Below are 4,440 nucleotides of genomic sequence, written 5' to 3' on the forward strand. Positions count from 1 at the left end.
AGAGCTTGCGGCTGCAGAGACGACGCCGACGAAGAAGAAGCCAGCACACAAGAACCCAGCGACAAGCGCAGCGAACAGCAAAGAAGGTGAACGCTGATGCAACAGTGGAACACACCCGACGACGCACACACTCCACACTCGGAGTACGCCCCCTGTGGGTGTAGCCCGGAGCGGGTGAATCACTTAGTGGGTTTGCTTATCGACGGCGCCGCCGACGGTGAGTTGAATTCGGCTGAATTGCAGGAAGTGCGTGCAGAGCTGGCCTCGTGCGAGCTGTGCTACCAACGCCTGCACCAAGAAGAGCGATTCCGGGCGATGCTGAACCGTTCGTGCGAGACTGTCGATGAGGATCCGACTGCCGCGGCACCGCGGAGTTTGCGCGAGCGCATCCTGGTTTCTATTCGCACCGAAACTGTCACGGACAATCGTGGTGGCCAGGAGGTTAGCAGCACACGCAGTAGCCGTAGCAGCCGTAGCGTTCGCTATCAGCGCTATGAGCGTTATGAGAAATATGATCGCTAGCAAGCATGAAAAAGGCACCGACTGCATGATTGCAGGGGTGCCTTTTGCATTGTAGAGCTTTCAAACTCTAGCTATCCGCCGTTAGGACGCTTACCGCGGTTGGCGGATTTCTTACGGCGGTCTTTACGCTTACGACCACGCTTGCTCATGGTGATCACTCCTTATTCATTAGGAACGGGTATCAGGAACTATACTAGCGAAACCCGTCGGCAGGTTAAGTACTGGCATACCAGTGCCGGAAACGGTATGCGTTTTTAGGCACTGACGCGAGCGCGACGTCCGCGATTGCGCTTGCGCTTCAGGGCACGGCGTTCTTCTTCGGACATGCCACCCCAGACGCCAGCATCCTGGCCGGTTTCCAGCGCCCACTGCAAACAATCATTGGTGACGGGGCAGCGGTTGCACACCAGTTTCGCCTTGGCTACCTGGGTCAGTGCTGGGCCCGAGTTGCCGACTGGGAAAAAGAGTTCTGGATCTTCATTTCGGCAGATTGCTTCGTGGCGCCAATCAGACATACTGTGTGCTCCTTTGGTCGAAATCAGAGATTCATGGGTTTTCGTTGCAGCTGCCGTTTTGGCAACCTGCTGCGGTGCTGCCGGCTGGGTTCGCACCGTGGCTCGCGCTAAGCGCGGTGAAGTGCCCGGAAGCTATGGTGTTGGCTCAACTCATGGTTGCGGTGCGGGGTGCACCGTCCGGGGGAATGCCGGTTAGCGGCCTTTGTTGTCGCTATGAAGGAATAATGACATGAATAAAAGGTGAATGCTAGGGGTCTGGTGTAAATAGTGAGTTAAATCATGTATCAGGACGGAAACTTTTATCATGAAATGATGGTGTGCGTACCTAAATACAGTAAGTTCACAGATTCTTGTCGACGTTGAGCTGCGCAAACGATCGTTCCCGCTGAAGTGCAGAAGATTGCATGTCGTCAAATCGGCCTGAGGTAAGTGATGGCAAGTGATTCTGCCAGCTTGTTGTCATATCTTTCGGTATCTTCCCGCCCTGCGGTGCTAAACGGTAGACTACGGGACGTGAAATCTTCGTCGGGACAGCCAGAAACACCAGTTCAACCGCCTGCGACCGTTAAGTTTGCGTCGTTGATTGCCATCGTGCAGTCAACGATCGCACTGATTTTTGCTGGTTTTTTGATTTGGCGTGAGATCATCGATGCCGAAAACCCGAGCGTGGCCTCGGACGCCGCTACCGCTAATTGGATTGGTGCGGGCACCGCAGGATTCATCATCATCGTCTTCGGTACCATCGTGGCAGCAGCGGTTTCCCAATATCGCGGTAACCGCTGGGGGCGTGGGCCAATCGTGTTGCTGCAGGTCATCCTGGCGGCGTCGTCGTTTCAAATGATGTCCGGCGGGGCAGTGTTTTTCGGCATTCTTATCTTGGCTTCAGCGCTGATCGCCTTGATGATGGTTTTCCACCCACAATCGAATTCCTGGATGGAACTGCATCACCAATCGCGTGGCTAGCGCGGCGCCACTAATGCTGCACTGTTAATTCAGTACAGCTAGCGCAGCACAACTAATTCCGTGCCGCGCTTTTCGACGAGATACTCACCCGCAAGGCCAAGTGAGACCGGGCCTTCATAGTCACCACGTTCCAGCGGGATGGTCCGCTCGATCTCACCGCTATTCCAGTTCACCACGCTGATACCAAACTCCGTGGGAACCAAAGCTTTGCCCGCAACGGCTACGCCCGTGCCCAAGGCCGGGTCAATAATATGCTCGACGGCCAGCTCATTCGGGGTGAAAAAATACAGGCGTTGGCCATCAAACCAGGTCATATGGTGTGGTAAATCCGCCGTCGCCGGGGAAACAAACGCAGAAGCCAGGCCGGTGGCCGGATCGACGCGGCGCTGGCTGGTACGCGTACCTTCGGAATTAAAAGACATCAGTTCTGGCTGCTCACCAGGAAGGTAGACCGCGGCCGCATCTTGCCCGACCGCGACCACATGCGCACCAGGCTGTTCCAGGCCGATGCTCGAATCGATTTCCGGTACGCGGGAATCCTCCGGTGTGGCTTGCTGCAACCGCAACACGCTGTGGTTCGGATCATCGGGGCAGTGCTCGACGACGGCGAGTAGTTCCGTGCGCGTTAATGCCGAGTGGATAGTGCATGCTGCATTTGGCTGACTACCTGGTTCTTGTGGCGCCTCCACGGCGCCGTATTCCACGGTGCGCACCATATCTGAGCGCCATAATTCGACACGCTCGGGTGATACGGTGCCGACTCGGTCATTCGAACGAATCGGCCCAACCTGCTCCGGCGCGATCGACGAACGCGTGGCCTCGTAGTCGCCTGTCGCCGCATCTAGTGCGACCACATCGCCACAACCGGCAGCGTTGCGGTAGGTCAACACCACCGAATCCCAAGCGGAGGTCAGGCTGCACAACGGGTATTGCCGGGAATATTCCCAGTACGGGGCAGGCTCTGTTTCGGCGACTGCAGCGTCGGCAAGCTCATCGGGAGCATAGGCGCGCACTCGGTGCTGGCCATCGTGCTCGTCGTAGGTCAGCAGCAATCCGCCGGCCACAATTGGTGCGAGCGCGGGGAAATCAGCAGCAGTATCAGTATTAGCTGCAGCATCAGCATTGTCGAGCGCGCCGGGCAGCTGGGCAGAATGTAGGCGAGCGACCTCGGTGAGCTGATCGGGGACCTCCTCACGGGGAGATCCAGCCTCATAGGCATGCTCAGCTGTATGTGATTCGACCCCGCGAATGGAGGCTCCGGCGTAGACAATGAGCACCGCCGCCACAGCGAGTACTGTTAGTACGGCGATGATCACTAAATCCGTGCGGGTACGCCGCAGCGGTGCAGAGTATGTCGCTGCCATTAACGCTTCGACTTCTTCCGCGGTCCACGGTGTTTTTCTGGATCCACACCGATGACTGAGGTGGCTGGGCCCACCTGGTTGGTGGTGCTGTCGGGGAGCCCGAAAGCCTCGGCGAGTTCCGAGGAGGTCGAAAACCACTCCGGTGGGTTTGGTTGCCCCAGCCCGAGCTCGTCATTGATCACACGCCATTTGCCGATTTCTTCAAGCCCGACCAAAGATACTGCCGTGCCGGTTTTGCCAGCGCGTCCGGTGCGCCCAATGCGGTGGACGAAAGTCATGGCGTCATCGGGAAGGTGGTAGTTGATGACGTGAGTGATGGAATCGATGTCAATGCCGCGGGCGGCAACATCAGTGGCGATGAGCACATCGACGGCGCCAGTCCGTAAAGCTTGCAGGGCTTTTTCGCGCTGGCCCTGGTGCAGATCGCCGTGGACAGCGGCAACCCGGAAGCCCAGCTTCGCCAGGTCGTTAGCTAAAAATGCGGCCGAACGTTTGGTGCGGCTAAACACCACCGCCTGCTCACGGCCGGGGCTTTGCAATATCCGTGAGACCACGGCCAACTTATCCAGCTGGTGAGCTTGGAAGACAACCTGGCGGGTGCTGGTGTGCGTGGCGCCTGCCGACGGATCCTCTGCATGAATGTGAATTGGCTTGTGCTGGAATTTCCGGGTGAGTGCTTTGATCTCGCCGGGCATGGTGGCGGAAAACAGCATGGTTTGGATGCCGCCATGGCCACCTGCTGCGGCAGCTGGGAGGGCCGTTGGCTGAGGTTTTTGCTTGTGTTCCGGCTTGAGTGCTTGAAAAATGCGCTCGATATCGGGCAAAAATCCTAAATCTAACATCTCGTCGGCTTCATCGAGCACGCAGATAGCGACTTGATTAAGCTGTAGATTTCCGCGCTTGTACAGATCCAGCAATCGTCCGGGCGTGCCGATGACGACATCAACACCGCGCTCTAATTGCGCAATTTGTTTCTCGATTGAGCTACCGCCATAGATCGTCAGCGTGCGCACCGGGGTATGTCTGGAAGCGCGATGCAAGTCATCACCGACTTGGATAGCTAATTCTCGGGTGGG

General features: G+C 57.3%; 6 protein-coding genes. 2 read left to right on the forward strand and 4 right to left on the reverse strand.

Going from position 1 to position 4,440, the window contains the following annotated elements; translation table 11 throughout:
• The first annotated feature begins 174 nt into the window (after nt 1-174).
• Nucleotides 175-522 (forward strand): hypothetical protein, encoded by a 348-nt coding sequence (locus tag RCH87_RS10180; protein WP_306516586.1) that lies wholly within the window; start codon nt 175-177, stop codon nt 520-522.
• A gap of 71 nt (nt 523-593) precedes the next feature.
• Here the strand turns inward: RCH87_RS10180 and RCH87_RS10450 are convergent, their stop codons facing one another.
• Together RCH87_RS10450 and RCH87_RS10185 are read right to left on the reverse strand one after the other, a co-directional pair.
• On the reverse strand, nt 594-671 hold the full coding sequence (locus tag RCH87_RS10450) for a 50S ribosomal protein bL37 (RefSeq protein ID WP_369707185.1): 78 nt from the start codon (nt 669-671) through the stop codon (nt 594-596).
• Between the two features lie 105 nt (nt 672-776).
• Entirely contained in the window at nt 777-1,037 is a 261-nt protein-coding gene (locus RCH87_RS10185) for a WhiB family transcriptional regulator (RefSeq protein WP_018121003.1), read from the reverse strand.
• Nucleotides 1,038-1,550: 513 nt separating this feature from the next.
• Here RCH87_RS10185 and RCH87_RS10190 point away from each other — a divergent pair.
• On the forward strand, nt 1,551-2,000 hold the full coding sequence (locus RCH87_RS10190) for a hypothetical protein (protein WP_306516587.1): 450 nt from the start codon (nt 1,551-1,553) through the stop codon (nt 1,998-2,000).
• A gap of 38 nt (nt 2,001-2,038) precedes the next feature.
• Here RCH87_RS10190 and RCH87_RS10195 read toward each other — a convergent pair whose 3' ends face one another.
• Together RCH87_RS10195 and RCH87_RS10200 are read right to left on the reverse strand one after the other, a co-directional pair.
• The gene (locus RCH87_RS10195) at nt 2,039-3,364 is read right to left on the reverse strand and encodes a hypothetical protein (RefSeq protein ID WP_306516588.1); all 1,326 of its coding nucleotides are present in this window, start codon (nt 3,362-3,364) and stop codon (nt 2,039-2,041) included.
• Nucleotides 3,364-4,440 (reverse strand): DEAD/DEAH box helicase (locus RCH87_RS10200; protein ID WP_306516589.1); only part of this gene is annotated, 1,077 nt, incomplete at its 5' end. The genes RCH87_RS10195 and RCH87_RS10200, both read right to left, overlap by 1 nt.

Origin of the sequence: Corynebacterium sp. (assembly GCF_030826625.1) — a bacterium.
Classification (GTDB): domain Bacteria; phylum Actinomycetota; class Actinomycetes; order Mycobacteriales; family Mycobacteriaceae; genus Corynebacterium.

Excerpts from the sequence above, each read along its gene's own strand:
- RCH87_RS10450 (WP_369707185.1), bottom strand. The coding sequence starts at position 671 with ATGAGCAAGCGTGGTCGTAAGCGTAAAGACCGCCGTAAGAAATCCGCC.
- RCH87_RS10185 (WP_018121003.1), bottom strand. The coding sequence starts at position 1,037 with ATGTCTGATTGGCGCCACGAAGCAATCTGCCGAAATGAAGATCCAGAA.
- RCH87_RS10195 (WP_306516588.1), bottom strand. The coding sequence starts at position 3,364 with ATGGCAGCGACATACTCTGCACCGCTGCGGCGTACCCGCACGGATTTA.